19 protein-coding genes are annotated in these 17,094 nt (G+C 34.5%); 6 read left to right on the forward strand and 13 right to left on the reverse strand.

What is annotated here, in order from left to right; translation table 11 throughout:
- Position 1: 1 nt before the first annotated feature.
- The 11 genes from ACZ2G0_RS15675 to ACZ2G0_RS15725 form a co-directional block, all read right to left on the reverse strand.
- Entirely contained in the window at positions 2–793 is a 792-nt protein-coding gene (locus ACZ2G0_RS15675) for a sensor histidine kinase (RefSeq protein ID WP_470308423.1), read from the reverse strand.
- Positions 774–1,427, reverse strand: coding sequence for a hypothetical protein (locus tag ACZ2G0_RS15680; RefSeq protein ID WP_470308424.1), 654 nt, complete (start codon positions 1,425–1,427; stop codon positions 774–776). The genes ACZ2G0_RS15675 and ACZ2G0_RS15680 overlap by 20 nt, the downstream gene beginning before the upstream one ends.
- Positions 1,428–1,436: 9 nt before the next feature.
- Positions 1,437–1,811, reverse strand: coding sequence for a hypothetical protein (locus ACZ2G0_RS15685; protein WP_470308425.1), 375 nt, complete (start codon positions 1,809–1,811; stop codon positions 1,437–1,439).
- Positions 1,812–1,951: 140 nt separating this feature from the next.
- On the reverse strand, positions 1,952–3,496 hold the full coding sequence (gene dnaB, locus ACZ2G0_RS15690) for a replicative DNA helicase (RefSeq protein ID WP_300285341.1): 1,545 nt from the start codon (positions 3,494–3,496) through the stop codon (positions 1,952–1,954).
- Positions 3,497–3,636: 140 nt separating this feature from the next.
- The gene (locus tag ACZ2G0_RS15695) at positions 3,637–4,590 is read right to left on the reverse strand and encodes an acetyl-CoA carboxylase carboxyltransferase subunit alpha (protein WP_470308426.1); all 954 of its coding nucleotides are present in this window, start codon (positions 4,588–4,590) and stop codon (positions 3,637–3,639) included.
- Positions 4,591–4,797: 207 nt separating this feature from the next.
- Positions 4,798–6,729, reverse strand: coding sequence for an LTA synthase family protein (locus tag ACZ2G0_RS15700; RefSeq protein ID WP_470308427.1), 1,932 nt, complete (start codon positions 6,727–6,729; stop codon positions 4,798–4,800).
- Positions 6,730–6,837: 108 nt separating this feature from the next.
- Positions 6,838–7,737 carry a DMT family transporter gene (locus ACZ2G0_RS15705; protein WP_470308428.1) on the reverse strand — a complete coding sequence of 300 codons (900 nt, stop codon included), beginning with the start codon at positions 7,735–7,737 and terminating at the stop codon, positions 6,838–6,840.
- Positions 7,724–8,812 (reverse strand): LptF/LptG family permease, encoded by a 1,089-nt coding sequence (locus ACZ2G0_RS15710; protein WP_470308429.1) that lies wholly within the window; start codon positions 8,810–8,812, stop codon positions 7,724–7,726. The genes ACZ2G0_RS15705 and ACZ2G0_RS15710 overlap by 14 nt, the downstream gene beginning before the upstream one ends.
- 111 nt (positions 8,813–8,923) lie before the next feature.
- Positions 8,924–10,054, reverse strand: a complete 1,131-nt coding sequence (gene tgt / locus ACZ2G0_RS15715) for a tRNA guanosine(34) transglycosylase Tgt (protein WP_470308430.1) — start codon at positions 10,052–10,054, stop codon at positions 8,924–8,926.
- Between the two features lie 199 nt (positions 10,055–10,253).
- Positions 10,254–10,715 carry a hypothetical protein gene (locus tag ACZ2G0_RS15720; protein WP_470308431.1) on the reverse strand — a complete coding sequence of 154 codons (462 nt, stop codon included), beginning with the start codon at positions 10,713–10,715 and terminating at the stop codon, positions 10,254–10,256.
- An 87-nt stretch (positions 10,716–10,802) separates the two neighbouring features.
- Positions 10,803–11,645, reverse strand: a complete 843-nt coding sequence (locus ACZ2G0_RS15725; RefSeq protein ID WP_470308432.1) for an alpha/beta hydrolase — start codon at positions 11,643–11,645, stop codon at positions 10,803–10,805.
- A gap of 158 nt (positions 11,646–11,803) precedes the next feature.
- On the opposite strand from ACZ2G0_RS15725, the gene ACZ2G0_RS15730 reads away from it, so the two are divergent.
- The 4 genes from ACZ2G0_RS15730 to ACZ2G0_RS15745 all read left to right on the forward strand — a co-directional run bounded on the left by ACZ2G0_RS15730 (position 11,804) and on the right by ACZ2G0_RS15745 (position 13,584).
- Positions 11,804–12,367, forward strand: a complete 564-nt coding sequence (locus ACZ2G0_RS15730; protein WP_470308433.1) for an RBBP9/YdeN family alpha/beta hydrolase — start codon at positions 11,804–11,806, stop codon at positions 12,365–12,367.
- Positions 12,368–12,378: 11 nt separating this feature from the next.
- On the forward strand, positions 12,379–12,804 hold the full coding sequence (locus ACZ2G0_RS15735) for a DUF1003 domain-containing protein (RefSeq protein WP_300285365.1): 426 nt from the start codon (positions 12,379–12,381) through the stop codon (positions 12,802–12,804).
- A gap of 177 nt (positions 12,805–12,981) precedes the next feature.
- Positions 12,982–13,260 carry a rhodanese-like domain-containing protein gene (locus tag ACZ2G0_RS15740; protein WP_470308434.1) on the forward strand — a complete coding sequence of 93 codons (279 nt, stop codon included), beginning with the start codon at positions 12,982–12,984 and terminating at the stop codon, positions 13,258–13,260.
- A 9-nt stretch (positions 13,261–13,269) separates the two neighbouring features.
- Entirely contained in the window at positions 13,270–13,584 is a 315-nt protein-coding gene (locus ACZ2G0_RS15745; protein WP_470308435.1) for a rhodanese-like domain-containing protein, read from the forward strand.
- Between the two features lie 175 nt (positions 13,585–13,759).
- Here ACZ2G0_RS15745 and ACZ2G0_RS15750 read toward each other — a convergent pair whose 3' ends face one another.
- Complete coding sequence (locus ACZ2G0_RS15750; protein WP_470308436.1) at positions 13,760–14,275, reverse strand: Rossmann-fold NAD(P)-binding domain-containing protein; 516 nt, start codon at positions 14,273–14,275, stop codon at positions 13,760–13,762.
- A 103-nt stretch (positions 14,276–14,378) separates the two neighbouring features.
- Positions 14,379–14,960, reverse strand: coding sequence for a Crp/Fnr family transcriptional regulator (locus ACZ2G0_RS15755; protein ID WP_470308437.1), 582 nt, complete (start codon positions 14,958–14,960; stop codon positions 14,379–14,381).
- Positions 14,961–15,144: 184 nt separating this feature from the next.
- On the opposite strand from ACZ2G0_RS15755, the gene ACZ2G0_RS15760 reads away from it, so the two are divergent.
- Both ACZ2G0_RS15760 and ACZ2G0_RS15765 read left to right on the forward strand, forming a co-directional pair.
- Positions 15,145–15,993, forward strand: coding sequence for a transketolase (locus tag ACZ2G0_RS15760; protein ID WP_300285380.1), 849 nt, complete (start codon positions 15,145–15,147; stop codon positions 15,991–15,993).
- Between the two features lie 76 nt (positions 15,994–16,069).
- Positions 16,070–17,023: a transketolase family protein gene (locus tag ACZ2G0_RS15765; protein WP_470308438.1), complete on the forward strand. Its 954-nt coding sequence runs from the start codon at positions 16,070–16,072 to the stop codon at positions 17,021–17,023.
- Positions 17,024–17,094: the final 71 nt, after the last annotated feature.

Here is a 17,094-nt window from a genome sequence, read left to right on the forward strand (position 1 = left end):
TTTAAAAAGATAAATTCACATTAATACCACCACCCAACTTAGACTGAATTACAATTGATCCTTCCAAAAAATCCACCCTACTTTGGATGTTTTTCATACCAAGACCATTTTGATTATCGCTATTATTCATATCAAAGCCACGACCATCATCACTGTATATACACAATCTATTCCCCGTAGCTTCATCAAATGCAATCGAAATGTTTTTTGCTGAACCATGTCGAATAGAATTATTAATTAACTCCTGCAGGATACGAAATAGATGCAAACTCTTATCTTTTCCTAATTCATCAAAATTAATAGTATTGGCATACACTACTCTCACAGCTTTACTACTATTAAACTCAGAACAGAGCTCCTGTATACCAGCATCTAAACCAAATTTATCTAAAACTGGTGGTAATAAATCGTGAGCAATACGTCGTGTACTTTGTAAAGCCTTATCCGTCATATTGATAATATTAGTTGTGACTTCCATAATATCATTTTCTGATAATCCAGCTCGAGTTAAAAGATGACTGTTTAAAGATACAATATTAAGTTTAGAACTAATATCATCATGCAAATCTTGTGCAATTCTTTGCCGTTCTGCTTCTTGCGTAATAAGTATAGCTCGTAATTGCTGTTTTTGGTGTTTTATTTCAAGATCTCTTTTCTCTAGCTCTTTTTGAACGATTTTTTTTCTTGAAAAATAGAAAAACACAATTACTCCAATAGCAATAATTGTAAAAAAAAGCGACGTATACAAAATGATTGTAACGATCTCTTGCTCATTAAATTGGTTTATTCTCATTATTAGTTATAATTTTCTTAGAGTCGCTTATTTTTCTCCATTGAAATAAAATAAAAAGCTGGTATATAACTACCAAAAAGGCATTGAGTGTCCAAGGTAAAAATTGATATTCTTCACTTAAAATGGCTGTGATATTACCCACAAAAAAAAGAATAGTACTCCCGCTTAAATAAAGCAATATGCCTATAGTAGTATAATAAAATACTTTTTCCTCTGCTAATAAATTATACAAATGCATCGCTGCCAAAATGATACTTAAAAAAGAGGTTACAAATATTTCAAATAAATTAAATTTATAAAAAACGGCTGGATTTATGGAATACTGAATGACCAAAAGGATCAATCCAATTATTAAAATCCAATTGGCTACCGATTTTTGAATTCGGTTAGTAAACAAACTCTTAAAGAACAAACTCAATAAGATAAATTGACCAATAAAATAGTAATGTGATAGAAATAAATTATTGGCATACAAGTTCAAAAATATTTTTGAAAGTATTTGAATTAAACCTGTTCCGATAAGATAAAAAGTAAATATTTTGTAAGACTTACCATTCTGGAGAAAATCTTTCAAGTAAAGCACCACATTAATAAATAAAATGATATATCCGGTATTGACTATAAACTCGTGCAATTTTATAAATTAAGATAGTGGACTTAACCCATCCGGCTTTCCAGGAGGACTAGGTTCTGAAAAATCATATACAACAGGCGATTCATCTGGATCTGATCCTAAAAATTCAGTGCCAAAAACATCACGGTACGTAGTACTTCCTTCTTCTAATTCAGCTCCCACAAAAATTAGTGTATTCTCGTTTTTATCAGTCAAACCTACATAGGCTCTCACTTTAGTGGTATTCAGTTTTAAAACCATTTCTAAAGTTTCTCTAGTAATTAAGTACGAATTCACTTTTTTTTTCGTACCCTCAAGTTCAAGATTATCTCTATGATTTTTCGTCCATTGTTTAGCAGTTTTTAAAGGTACTGCTACATTTTGTGGTATATTTTCTTCTGCCATTTTTTTGGTTTTGTTGGTTAGTCTTTAAAAATTAAACAGTAGGTAAGGCTAAACTACAAAAATTTAACTTTTCATAACCCTTTTATCGAACTAAATTACTAACATAACAGGTAAACACTTGATAATCATAAACGAAATTGTTAAAATGGCATTTCGTCATCATCCTCATCATCATTAAAATTACTTCCAAATGCATCATGAGCCGACGGTAAGTTTTTAGTAATAAATGCGCTTTCATCTTGATTCATTGAAGAGGGTAAATCATCAAAGCTACTACCATAATCATCTAAGTTATCAAACTTACCCAGGTGACCAATAAACTTCAATCGAACATTTTCGATACTTCCGTTACGGTGTTTAGCAATCATTATTTCAGCTTGCCCGGCAGTAGGCGAAGCTTCATCATCATCCCATTCATCTATTTTATAATATTCAGGACGGTATAAAAAGGAAACAATATCGGCATCTTGCTCAATAGCTCCAGATTCACGAAGGTCAGATAGCAAAGGACGTTTACTAGATCCACGGGTTTCAACGGCACGAGACAACTGCGAAAGTGCGATTACAGGGACATTTAGTTCTTTGGCTAACGCTTTTAGATTTCGCGAAATAGTCGAAATCTCTTGCTCTCTATTTCCACCACCTTTACTATTACCTCCGGCTGTCATCAACTGTAGATAATCGACAATTATTATTCTAATTCCATGCTGAGAAACTAAACGTCTGGCTTTAGCACGTAAATCAAATATAGAGAGAGACGGCGTATCATCAATAAAAAGGGGTGCTTTTTCTAAATTTTTTACTTTAGTACTCAATTGCTCCCATTCGTGCTTTTCTAGTTTACCGGTACGCAATTTTTCTGAAGACAGTCCGGTCTCTGATGAAATCAAACGTGTTATTAGTTGTACTGATGCCATCTCTAGAGAAAACAACGCCACAGGCATATTAAAATCTATGGCCATATTTCTAGCCATAGATAATACGAATGCAGTTTTTCCCATTGCAGGTCTGGCCGCAATAATGATCAAATCACTAGGTTGCCATCCTGAGGTTAATTTATCTAGTTTATCGAAACCGGTTGCAACACCACTTAAACCTTCTTGTCCTGCAATTTCCTCAATTCGTTTTTTAGCTTGTAAAACTAAACTTTGAGCCGTTTCTGAACTACGCTTGATATTTCCTTGCGTTACTTCATACAATTTCGATTCTGCTTTATCCAACAAATCAAATACATCTGTAGTTTCGTCATAGGAATCTTCGATAATTTCAGATGAAATTCGGATTAAACTTCTTTGAATAAACTTTTGTAATATGATACGCGAGTGGAATTCAATATGGGCAGATGAAGATATTTTTTGTGTTAGTTGAATCAAATAAAAGTCACCTCCAGCTAATTCTAATTTTGCATTCTTTTTTAATTGTGCGGAAACTGTCAATAAATCGATTGGCTGTGTATCTGTAAATAATTGCACAATCGCTTCAAAAATATGTTTGTGTGCTTCCTTGTAAAAAGCATCTGGTTGCAGAATATCTATTACATCATCAACTCCCTTTTTATCAATCATCATGGCGCCTAAAACGGCCTCTTCTAGCTCGATAGCTTGAGGTTGTAATTTTCCTTTTTCAAGGCTTATAATCGTAGACTTATCTACCTTAACCGGATTTATATTTTTGAAGTTTTCCATAGAGCGAAAGTAACACAAAATTAAAAAAAATCAGTGTTGAGTTATTACAAAATATTGTTTATAAGTATTGTTTTTTTGTTCATAACCAAAAAAAAATCCGAAACGGCGAGGCTTCGGATTGTATCTTCTGTTTTGAATGATTATTCTTTAAACTCACCCATTTTAGTGTATTTATCCATTCTTTGAGCTATTAAATCAGCTGTTGATAAATCTTTTAATTCATCATACGCTTTTAAAATATATTGCTCTACAGTTTTAAAGGTAGTGGCTCTGTCGTAATGCGCTCCACCTAATGGTTCTGGTATAATATCGTCAATTAATTTTTGTTTTTTCATGTCGGTAGAAGTCAATTTCAAAGCCTCGGCAGCTTGCTCTTTGTACTCCCAACTTTTCCACAAAATAGAAGAACAAGATTCCGGAGAAATAACTGAATACCAAGTGTTTTCTAACATGTACACACGATCTCCAACTCCTATTCCTAAAGCTCCACCAGAAGCACCTTCACCTACAATTATGGTAATTATTGGCACTTGTAAACGCACCATCTCAAAAATATTTCTTGCAATTGCTTCTCCTTGTCCACGCTCCTCAGCTTCTAGTCCAGGATAAGCACCAGGAGTATCAATTAAGGTTACTACAGGTATACCAAATTTCTCTGCCATTTTCATTAAACGCAAAGCTTTGCGGTATCCTTCAGGATTAGCCATACCAAAATTACGATATTGGCGTGTTTTAGTATTGTACCCTTTTTGTTGTCCAATAATCATAAAAGACTGACCTCCTATTTTTCCTAAACCACCGATCATTGCTTTGTCATCTTTGAAACCTCTATCCCCGTGAAGTTCTAGATACGTTTCTCCAAAAAGCGCATTGATATGATCTAAGGTATACGGCCTGTTAGGATGTCTAGACAGTTGAACACGTTGCCATGCTGTCAAGTTTTTATAAATAGTTTTCTTGGTTTCAATTAACTTCTTGTTGATTTGCTTACACGTATTTGTAACATCAACATCTGATTCTTGTCCAATAACTAGACACTTATCTAATTGCTCTTCTAACTCTTTTATTGGAAGCTCAAAATCTAAATATTCCATAGGATCTGTGCGTTTTGTTTGTTTTATTCGGAACTGCAAATATAAAATTTTAAATCGTTTGCAACCCTTTATTTTTAATTTAACTATCAACTGATACGTTTGGCCATCTTTAACTAAAGCAAAAGTAACAACTTACATTTAACTAAAAGCACTATAAACAAGGTTCAAAGTGCTTAAAATCAAGCTTATTACCTATAAAAACGATTGTTAGTTAGTTGTGAGTTTTTTATCCATTACTCTATTCATATAGTCTTCGATAAATGCTTTGCAATGCAATTCAATTTCATTCATTTCGGTATTTCGATTTTTAATCAAATTAAACTTCAGTGCTTTATCATTTTTATCATAGAAGCCAAGTACATTTTTACCATCAAAAGTACAGATATAATTGCCTTTTGCAAACTGATAAATAGTTCCCGTAGAATTAATTACAAATGGCTGACTTGATTTTTTATCAAACAAACTGCGACCCCAGCTTCTAAAAGGCTTGTCGTACCCAATCATGTCAAGCAAAGTTGGATAAATATCTATTTGTTGTGCCCAATCGTTATCTACACCTACATATTTACTATCAGGCTTATATATTAGGATAGGAACTGCATATCTATTCATTGGTTTTTGATATTCATCATAGAAAATTTGGTTGCAGTGATCCGCTACCAAAACAAAAATAGTATTCTCAAACCATGGCTTTTTCTTCGCTTCCGCAAAAAAACGTTTCAGAGCAAAATCAGTATACTCAACACATTTATGAATGGGAACGCCACCTTCTTTAAAGCGGCTCTTGTATTTTTGAGGAATGTTATACGGCTCGTGCGAAGAAACCGTAAAAACAGAAGCGAAAAAAGGTGTTTTCTTTTTATCTAATGTTTTTTCCATGTACTGTAAAAAAGGCTCATCCCAAATACCCCAAAACCCATCGAACTGTGAATCATCATTAAACTCAGTTCTTCCATAATAATGATCAATGCCTAAAATATTACTAAAGCCTAAAAATCCCATAGAACCATTAGCAGCTCCATGAAAAAATGAGGTATCATAGCCTTCACCCTTCAGCGTTGAGACTAACGACTCAATCTTTTGTTTAGGATACGGCGAAGAAGTAAACGCATCCTTAAACGAAGGTATTCCCCCAAGTACAGATGACATCCCATGAATAGACTGTCTACCATTAGCATACGCATTTGTAAAAATCATACTGTGCTGTGCTAAGGAATCTATAAACGGAGCATGACTTTTATAATTGGGGATATTACTATTTTTATTAAAAGCTCCTATGTATTCTCGTCCATAACTTTCGATAATAAAAACAACAATGTTCGGTTTAGTTTTTGGGTTATTAGTATAGGTTTTTATAGGTTGTACCACACGATCAATAACCTGTTGATTCACTCCTTCGTACTTAACTTTTGCAAAACCATTAGTAAATAACGTTCTAAAAATGGCAAAAGGTGTGTTTAAAACTAGGTCGGAGTGTACGATGTTTTTCACATGACGACTGGCATCTAATAAATTAATTGGACGAGTCGACTTCTTAAAATCACCTCCTCGAATTCCTCCAATGGTCAATAGCGCAATTACTAAAAAACCAATTATTGAGAAACCAAAATAAGGTATTATTTTGACAGGCTTAAAGCTTTTAACGGTAACTTTTTTGTACAAATAAATCCATAAAATAGCGCTTATGATGAACAAAATAAAAACATGCCAATACTCAAAAAGAAAGTTTAAAAACAATTTAGACTTGTTAGTTTCATGCTTGATTACATCTAAGGCTACAATCGTTGTTCTTGCAAAGGTAAATTTGTAATATATAAAATCTATAAAATTAGTCGCATAGATCAGTAAATTAGTAACAAAGTAAAAATAAAAAAGAAATTTTTGATACCCTTTATTAGTATTTATCCACAACGGCAGCGAAGAGAAAACAATAAATAACAGATTCACATAAAGGATTGCCGTAGTATCAAATGCTAATCCATAATAACTCAATGCCATAAAATCAGAGAAAGACTCTACCCGCAACAAGTCTGCATTGTATAAATAGAACAATACTCGGGCAATAAAGTAAAACAAATAAGCAAGTGAGAGTCTGTACAACAATACTTTATATTCGTTAAATCGCAAATGTTTTTGCATGGTATACGTATTTAATTAGTAAAACTTGACACATTTATTTCAAAAATTGACGCTTGGTCTAATAGCTGAATAAGGGTACTTATAACGTCCTAAATTATTGATCGATAGTTACTGCTGCACTCGATTTAAAGCTTTCTTCTGTCGATGTTTTATGACTCCGTTTAAGATTACAGTGATTATAATAATTATAGCTCCAATATAAAAAGAGGCACTCATTTTCTCTTTTCCTCCAATGATAAAATAAGCTAAAATAATTCCATAAACGGGTTCCAAATTAGTAGTCAACATAACGGTGTACGGGCTTAATTTTTCCATTACTTTCACAGAAGCGGTAAAAGCATAGGCGGTACAAACTGACGCCAAGATTAAAAGAAGCATCCAGTTATTGAATGTTAGCTGGAAAAAAGATACCGAAAATTTCCCTTGAAACAAGTAATAGATAGTTATGAAGAACACTCCCGATAAAAATTCGTAGAATGCAATAATAGCTGAATCGTGTTTCTCAATTAATTTACCATTCATCAAAGTAAACAAAACACCTAAAATAATGGATACAAGAGCATAGAGCATTCCCGCAAAATAGCTAACCTCAACATTCATAATTAAAGCAAGGCCTGCAATTATAATTAACCCAAAAAAAACCTCATACCACAGCACTTTCCTGCCATAGAACAAAGGCTCTAAGATGGAAGCAAAAAAAGCTCCTAGGGAAAAAACAGATAAAGTTATCGATACATTGGAAACATGAATAGCATGAAAAAAGAAAATCCAATGTAACGCAATTAGTAATCCAACAAAAATTAGTTTCAAAAAAGAGCGAATTGGAATGCGAAAAGGTTTCTTTTTAAACAGAAGAAAAAATCCTAAAAACAATGCCGCAAAAAGCATTCTGTACCAAACGATAGCATCGGCACTAATGGTAATTAACGCTCCTAATATGGCCGTAAAACCCCAAATAAATACAATTAAATGTAGGTTTAAATAACTTTTGAGATTATCGTTTTGCATTGCGTAGTAAAAATATCGCTAGTATTCCAAAAGCAAAATTAGGAAACCAAACGGCTAAAAAGGGAGAAAAAGTAGATTTTTCTGCTAGCACACCAAAAATTTTGTCAAAAAAGACAAAACCAAAAGCCACCGCAATACCAATCGTTAGATTCATTCCCATACCTCCTCTTCGCTTCATGGCTGATACTGAAACCGCAATTATCGTCAAAATAAATGCTGACACAGGTACACTAAATTTTTTATAAAGCACCACCATATAAATGTTGATATTCGAGGAACCTCTAGCCTTTTCTTTATCAATAAAGGTGATTAGTTTATTTAAACTTAGCGTTTCAGCAATATAAATAACTGGTGTTAAATCCTCCAATTCAAAACTAAACTTTGTTTTTTTCTCTGCGGCTTTTTCGATTTTATCTCCAAGTACTCCCACAGTCCTTTTAGTGTAATCATACATCGTGTAGGTACTGTCTTTTGGATTCCATTTTATTCTGCTAGCCGTAATTTTGGAAACTAATTTTTCTTTATCAAATTTCTCTAAAGCAAATTGAAAAGCCACTTGCGACTCCGCATTAAAGCTATTCACATAGAGAAATTCATTATCGTTAATTTGTCGGTATACATCCGTGCTTTTACCGCGCATTTGTTCTTTTCCACCGGTTCTTAAATAGGTATACCTAAAATTATTAAAACCTTCGCTAGATACCGGAACTACATAAAAACCCATCAGCAAAACGAAAGCCGATATTATCGAAGCACCAATTAAATAGGGTCTTAAAAACCGTGTAAATGAAATTCCTGAACTTAAAATTGCAATGATTTCAGTATTATTAGCTAGCTTGGAGGTAAACCAAATAATGGATAAAAACAAAAAGATAGGAAATAGACTGTTCGCAAAATAAATGGTAAAGTGATAATAATAAACTACAATATCAAGAAAAGGAATTTTATTCTCAATCATGAAATTGATTTTCTCAGAAACATCAATAATTACCCCAATAGGGATAAACATCAATAACATAGCGGCAAATGTGGCTAAGTATCGTTTTAGGATGTACCGGTCTATTATTGTTAACATATAAAAAAGTGTAAGGTATGAGGTTTAATAGCTCAAAATTCAAATTTTAAAATGCAATGCTTTAGCACTACCATTTATCAACTTTGAACAAAACAACTTTAAACGTTTTTTTTATAATCGTTGATTCATGTTTTTAACCATCATCTCTTTCCATGGTCTAAAATCTCCCGCTAAGATATGTTTTCTAGCCTCACGAACCAACCACATATAAAACCCAAGGTTGTGTATGGTTGCAATTTGCTTTCCTAAAAATTCATTGGCTGCAAAAAGATGGCGTAAATACGCTTTCGTATACTCTGTATCGACGAAGGTAATTCCCATTTCATCAATTGGAGAGAAATCATCTTCCCATTTTTTATTTTTGATGTTAATCGTACCATTTGCGGTAAATAACATTCCGTTTCTAGCATTTCGAGTTGGCATCACGCAATCAAACATATCAACACCAAGCGCGATATTTTCTAAAATATTGATTGGAGTTCCAACACCCATTAAATAACGAGGCTTGTCTTCAGGCAATATTTCGCACACTACCTCAGTCATAGCATACATTTCCTCGGCAGGTTCCCCTACTGAAAGTCCACCAATTGCATTTCCAACTTGGTTGGAGTTTGCGATATATTCAGCTGATTGTTGACGTAAATCCTTGTAACAACTTCCTTGTACGATTGGAAAAAAGGCTTGATCGTAACCATACTTTACCGGCACTTTTTCTAAATGATTCACACAACGGTCTAACCATCGGTGCGTCATTTTCATAGAACGCTTAGCATAATTGTAGTCGCATGGATAAGGCGTGCATTCGTCAAAAGCCATAATGATATCAGCACCAATGGTACGCTGAATCTCCATTACATTCTCGGGTGTGAAAAAGTGGTAAGAACCATCGATATGAGACTTAAACTTAACTCCCTCTTCTTTTATTTTTCTGTTTGCCGATAGGGAATACACTTGATATCCTCCAGAATCTGTCAAGATATTACGATCCCAATTCATGAATTTATGTAATCCACCCGCTTTTTCTAAAATTTCAGTTTGCGGACGTAAATACAAATGATAGGTATTTCCTAAAATAATATCAGGGTTAATATCGTTTTTTAATTCTCGTTGATGCACTCCTTTTACAGAGGCTACCGTTCCAACTGGCATAAAAATTGGAGTTTCGATCACCCCATGATCTGTAGTAATGCTTCCTGCCCTAGCTTTAGATAGCGGGTCTTTATGTAATAAATCAAACTTCATAATTGCTTTTTTCAGTGGGCAAAGATAGTTTAATTAGGCAACTTGAAAATTAGAACAGCCTAAAATTTATATAAGAATTAGCAAGTAAGCTTAATTCTATTTTTATAATAAGTGTTCAATTGATTTACTTTTAAACAAAAAAAATCTGCTTGCACAAACTATGCAAGCAGATTTCTCTCGATTGTACCGCTCTATCGTACTATAATCCCAATCTAACTGCAGGTGTACTGACTCCTATATTGGTATTGATTGTTGCTCTAGTTGATGTACCGCTATATCGAGGTTGACGGTACTCATAATAATAATATCCCGCTTGCTGGTAATAGTAATCAGAATGAGGGCAACTACCATTGCAAGTATGATAATGGTTTGCATACGCATCGTTCTTGGCCTCAATATACACACGGTAGGCGCGCCTGTCTTGTGACTTTAAATTTTTTTCATACTCTTTTTGTTCTTTCCAAAAAGCCTTTTCTTCTCGTTTACTCTCAGCTCTAAATTCTTGTTCTATTCGGGCATCTTCTCTCGCCTTTTGCTGATAATACGCAGTAGTGTTTTTAACTTCAACTTGCGTTTTAGCATTTACTTTAGTCGTTTGCGCCTCGGCCGTGGTCATAACAGTAAAGGCTAACACTAGAAATAAGGATTGTATCGTTTTCATAACTGTATCGTTTTATAGATTAACATTTTTATTCTCAATCTATAAGTAAGACAACTCAAAAGAAATTTACCCTACCTCCTTCTGCTATTACTTTTTATTAATTTGCATATCCATAAATTTAATCACCTCATCAATACGATCATTCCACGGATAAAAATATTGTGTTACCATTGGAACATGCTTTTTATTGATGTAAATCGGACTTACATTGGGTTGAAACGGCTTTAAAGCTTCTAAAAACTGTTTATTTGCTGTTTTTATAGAACCGTAGGTTTGCTCTCCGACATAAATTAAAAATGGAGGCGTATTTTTATCTATAAAATAAATAGGAGAAGCATCTTTCCATTTTTCAGGACTTGTGGTCCATGTGCTGATATAATTATAGGCTTCGGTTGGTGGATTTTTTTCTAAGTAATCTTTCATATTTAAACCAGCCGCATCATTCAGTATAATTCCTGAAATTGCATTGACTTCAATACCATATTTAGGATTCATAACCGCTAAAGCCGCTAAGTGACCTCCGGCAGAATGTCCGGTAATAAAGATTTGTTTAGGATCTCCGTTAAAATCCTTACAGTTTAATTGAACCCATTTGATCACGGCTGCAATTTCAGCAGTCATTTCTTCGTAACTAGCATTGGGACTCAAAGTGTAATCCGGTATAACGGTGACTACTCCTTTTCGAGCAAAATTACGTCCCATTAAATCATAGGTACCTTTTCGTCCACTATTCCAATATCCACCATGCACAAAAATCAAGATTGGAGATTCCTTCTTGCTTTTTCTCGGTACGAAAACATTTAATTTAGGTGTAGCTGCAACAGCCGATTTTGAGGAAGGTAAATAGGAAACATCGGTTATTTTTTTTGTACTGCAACTATAAATTGTAAAAACAAAAAGAAGAAACATAAATGGATAACAATAGCGCATAACTTTTTTTACCAAAGATAAAACTAATATTTATGCATTGACTTAAAGCCAAATAAAAATTGATTTATATGCTATGTAAAAAGCATAAATTATATTAAAATAGAGACTCTTATTGTGTAGCTTTGTACAACTTGTTTTCGCTACTAAGATAAATTAAAATGACGCATACCTTATTAATAGTTCCTGGATTAGGTGACTCATCTCCGGGACATTGGCAAAATCACTGGCTGGAACAACTGCCCAATACGCAAAAAGTGAATCAAAAAAACTGGAATTTACCTGACTTGCAAGATTGGCTCAATAGCCTTGATAGCGCAATTGCACAGGTAGAAGGTCCAATAGTATTAATCGCACACAGTCTTGCGGCAGTTTTAATAACCCATTGGAGTAAACACCGCTATGACCCAAAAGTAAAAGGAGCATTATTAGTCGCTCCTGCAGATGTAGATTCTTGTGATCATACGCCTCCCGAAACTTGGAACTTTGCACCAATACCGCTTGAACCGCTTCCGTTCCCCTCAATTTTAATAACTAGTACTAATGACCCTTATATTACAATAGATAAAGCAAGGTTTCTAGCAGAAAAATGGCAAAGCGCTTTTGTTAATATAGGTGACAAAGGGCATATCAATGCAGCATCAAATTTGGGATTATGGGATGAAGGACAGCAAATAATGCAGGATTTAGTTCATCTAATGCAACAAAAACAACAAACAACTTAAAAAACAGAATCATGAGCAAAACTAAAAACTGGCATCAAAGCCATTTTGAAACACTTGAATTTGGAAGTCGACTAGCCGATGCTGTAGCAAAAGGAATGGGTTCTTGGCGATTTATAATCATTCAAACTATTCTCGTAACCTTGTGGATGGTCTTAAACATGGTTGCCTATGTTAAGCATTGGGACGTTTATCCTTTCATTTTACTGAACTTACTTTTTTCGACCCAAGCAGCTTATGCCGCACCGATAATTATGATGTCTCAAAACAGACAAAATGAAAGAGATAGAATGCAAGCGCAAGCTGATTATCAAACGAATATTGATGCCAAACTTGAGATCGAAGCACTTACATCCAAACTAAATTCGATTGAAGTTGATAAATTAGATAAAATTATAAGACTGCTGCAGCAAATGGATGATCAAAAGCAAAAAGATTGATGCAGTTACGATAACATAATCAGTAGTGCTAGTACATTTTATCACTTCCAGTACATTATCATTCAATTAATTCCTATCAATCGATGCTGTGGGTAACAAATGTTACAGTCCTTTCAAATTTTCAGTATTAAATTTGTAAAAAAAACAACTGTTTGTTGTACAACTATCTAAATTAAAATGGAAATAGAAAAATTAATTAAAGAAAATAAAGGAACCGTCATAGATGTTCGTTCCTATACTGAATTCATGGGAGGCAATGTGGTAGATTCTATAAACATTGCACTAAATGAAATCCCAGAGCGACTTGAAGAGATAAAAAAATTAGCCTCACCCTTAATTTTGTGTTGCGCTTCAGGAAATCGCAGCGGTCAAGCGCAACAATTTCTTACGCAAAATGGCATTGAGTGTTACAATGGCGGATCCTGGCTTGAAGTAAATTATCTAAAATCAAAATAAAAAGCAGCAATGATCAACCTCATTAAAAAAATTTTCGGAATTGGCCCTGCCACTAATTACGTAGCATTAGTTGAGCAAGGCGCCATTATTATAGATGTTCGTTCTCCTCAAGAATACAAGCAAGGACATCTTGAAAACTCAATTAACATCCCTTTGAACGAATTAAATACTCAGGTAACAAAATTCAAAAAAGATACTGTTATTATCACCTGTTGTGCCTCAGGTATGCGAAGTGCTTCCGCAAAAGGTATCCTGCAATCAAATGGCTTTCAAAATGTTTTTAATGGAGGTGGCTGGACTAGCCTAAAAAATAAAATATCCTGAAAAAAGGTATACAGACACAAAAAGCCCCAACGGTATGTTGAGGCTTTTCTGTTATTAATGAGATTTTGATTTTAAAATCGTTATTGCATTGCATCACCAATAATAACGCTATCTCAATCTCATTCTAAAATAAGTAAGCAGTTTAAGTTTGTACTAGAAACAGTAAAACACCTCACTAGTTAATTTGTGAAACATAGGTATTGAAACCAATTCCTTCAAAAATGTGTGAAACGGTATCCAACGCACTCGAATCGTGACCCTCTAAAAGAAATTCCTTTTCCTGACTGTCATCACTATTAATGTTTATGACTTCTACTATCTTCGAATGTGGAAAAATAAGATCAAAACTCACTTGGTAATTGATAGATTTGGTAAACTCATCATCATTTTCCATGATGATAATCGTTTTAGCAGTAGCTACCTTTTTAATTTTTTGAACGGTATCGGCATCATTGGTACAAAAACCCGAAAGAATAATAATGTCAGCCTCCCAACTAGCATTGACAGCACAAGGCATTTGTTCAATCGTAGCGTATCGATTTTGAATGAGCAGTGCTTGATAAATTTCGTTCAGCGCTTTTTCATTAGTATCAAATAATAACATTTGGTAACGAGTGGCTAGCTCATTTAGCACAGCAAAATTTCTTTTGTCAGAGGCTCCAATAACGGCAATTGTTTTTACGTTTTGCATTTTTATGATTTTGATAAGGCAAAACTACAACTACCGACTACCAAACCTCCTTGACGTGGAATAAGAAATGGTATTGATCTACATCAAGAAAAGTGATCAGTATTTATTTACGTAGGTTAATTTGCTTGCGCACCCTGCTAAGTGTTTCAGGAGTTAGCCCAAGGTAGGAAGCAATCATATGTTGTGGCACACGAGTAATGATGTCCGGATAGGAAATGGTGAGATTGATATATTTTTCTTCAGCAGAAGCATTCAATGCACCGTTAATTCTTGATTGTAAAGCTATAAACGCATTTTGAAGCAATATTCTTTGATAGCGTTCAAATACAGGTACCTGCTGCATCAGCTCTTCCCTAGCGTTATAGGTTAGTAATAACAGCTCAGCATCTTCAAGTGCTTCAATGGTGTAGGTCGAGGCACTTCCTAATAAAAAGCTTGACAAATCACTAATCCACCAGCCTTCAAAAGCGAATTGCATGGTATGTTCATTACCTTTTTCATCAGTCGAATAAGAGCGTAAAACCCCCTTCTCGATAAAAGCATTGTACGAACAAACGTCGCCTTCTAATAATAAAGTTTGCTTTTTACGCAGCTTTTTAGGGATGAAAAAAGTTTTACACAGTTCCAACTCAGATGTGCTCAATACTACTTTTTCACCGATGCTTTTAGCCAATTGTTCATACATAGTTGCAAGGTAATAATTAGCAATCTATTTTAAAAATTTTAGTCTCTAAAACCAAATGTAACTACCAGTCTCTTCCCAATGCAGGCGGATAACTTAGCTTGTTTCCTGATAACTAAATTGCATTTCATTTGTGTTCCGAAAAAATAAAAATTACATTTGCAATAGTTTAACTTTTACACACAAAATGAAGCCTAACACACAACAATTAAACGATTTAACTATCCAAGTAAGAAGAGACATTCTTCGAATGGTACATGCTGTAAATTCAGGACACCCTGGAGGATCATTAGGCTGTACTGAATTTCTAGTCGCTTTATACCAAAACTTGATGGAGCGCAAAGAGGGATTTGATATGGACGGAATTGGAGAAGATCTATTCTTTTTATCAAACGGACACATCTCTCCTGTTTTTTACAGCGTTTTAGCAAGAAGCGGGTATTTTCCAGTTTCGGAATTAGCAACTTTTCGTTTAATCAACACGAGATTACAAGGACACCCAACTACGCATGATAATTTACCTGGAGTTCGAATCGCATCGGGTTCATTAGGACAAGGGTTATCTGTTGCAATTGGTGCTGCTCAAGCAAAAAAACTAAATAATGACAGTCATTTAGTGTACACACTTCATGGTGATGGTGAATTACAAGAAGGTCAAAACTGGGAAGCAATTATGTATGCCTCTGCTAAAAAAGTAGACAACTTAATCGCAACTGTTGATTTGAACGGAAAACAAATTGACGGAACTACTGATGAAGTACTAGCAATGGGAAGTATTCGCGCTAAGTTTGAAGCTTTTGACTGGGATGTAATTGACATCAAAGAAGGAAACAACTTAGAGGCTATTCTAGCTGGAATGAACGAAGCCAAATCCAAAACAGGAAAAGGAAAACCAGTTTGCGTATTATTACATACCGAAATGGGGAATGGCGTTGATTACATGATGCACACGCATGCATGGCATGGGAAAGCTCCTAACGATGCACAGTTAGAAAATGCATTAGAGCAAAATCAATCCACTTTAGCCGACTATTAATAATTTTAAATTTTGAATTGCAAATTTTGAATTACCACTCAAAATCTTTCAATTTTTTAATCTTTCAATACAGAAAATGAAAAAATATACAAATACAGGAAGTAAAGATACTCGTTCAGGTTTTGGAGCGGGAATGACTGAATTAGGTCAAAAAAACGAAAAAGTTGTTGCCCTTTGTGCGGATTTAATTGGATCACTAAAATTTGATGATTTCAAAAAAAATCACCCAGAGCGTTTTTTCCAAATTGGAATTGCTGAAGCAAACATGATTGGAATCGCAGCAGGATTAACTATTGGTGGTAAAATTCCTTTTACTGGAACTTTTGCTAACTTTTCTACAGGAAGAGTCTATGACCAAATACGTCAATCAGTAGCTTACTCTGATAAAAATGTAAAAATCTGTGCTTCACATGCTGGATTAACATTAGGAGAAGATGGAGCCACACACCAAATCCTTGAAGATATTGGATTAATGAAAATGCTACCTGGAATGACTGTAATCAACACATGTGATTACAATCAAACTAAAGCAGCTACACTTGCACTTGCTGATCACCATGGTCCAGCTTACTTGCGTTTTGGACGTCCAGTAGTGCCTAACTTCATGCCAGCAGACGAGCCTTTCGTAATAGGAAAAGCAATCCTATTAAGCGAAGGAACTGATGTAACTATTGTTGCTACAGGACATTTAGTTTGGGAAGCACTTATTGCTGCTGAAGCATTAGAAGCAAAAGGAATCTCTGCCGAGGTAATCAACATTCATACTATCAAGCCATTAGACGAAGAAGCAATTCTAAAATCATTGGCTAAAACTAAATGTGTAGTTACTGCTGAAGAGCACAATATCCTTGGAGGTCTTGGCGAAAGCATCTCTAGAGTATTAGCATTAAACAACCCAGCTCCACAAGAGTTTGTTGCTGTTAATGATAGTTTTGGAGAATCTGGAACACCAGACCAATTAATGGGAAAATACAAACTAAACAATCAAGCCATTGTTGAAGCTGTAGAAAGAGTGATCAAAAGAAAATAATATTTCTATCCAAATAAAAAAAGCCGTTAACTGATAAAGTTAACGGCTTTTTTATTAGCGTCATTTGACAA

The sequence above is a fragment of the Flavobacterium sp. KKT103 genome (assembly GCF_055640565.1).